A 435-nucleotide genomic window follows, 5' to 3' on the forward strand; every position below is an offset into this window, starting at 1 on the left:
TCCACATGCAGATCATATGGGAGAATTAGCTACTTTGAGTAAAAAGGTATCAATCAAACATTTAATTATCAACAAGAAGACTTGGGATAGCCGTGAATTAAAACATTTGTTAGAAGAGGTTAAAGAAACGAACACACAAATTGTAGATAGCTCAAATTTGAATGAATTAAAGATTGGAGAATCGACATATAAATTTTTCAATCAAAATAGTCCGAATTATGAAGATAAGAATGATACATCAATCGTAACTGAAATCACTTCGTTTGGCAGAACAATATTAACAACAGGTGATGCAACAGTAAAGGTAGAGGAAAGTATATTGAGTCAACTTAAAGGGCATTATGATATTTTAAAAGTAGCGCACCATGGTAGTTTAACAAGTACAAGTAATAGCTTTTTATTCAAAGCAAAGCCACATATTTGTGTCATAAGTTC

Annotated in this window: 1 protein-coding gene; it reads left to right on the forward strand. The window is 31.5% G+C overall.

The genetic code is table 11. The annotated features are described in order from the left end of the window. A partial coding sequence (locus IDG63_RS14325; RefSeq protein ID WP_346656635.1) for a ComEC/Rec2 family competence protein occupies positions 1–435 on the forward strand: 435 nt, incomplete at both ends.

The sequence above is a fragment of the Staphylococcus sp. EG-SA-14 genome, from assembly GCF_017151935.1.
Classification (GTDB): Bacteria; Bacillota; Bacilli; order Staphylococcales; family Staphylococcaceae; genus Staphylococcus; species Staphylococcus aureus.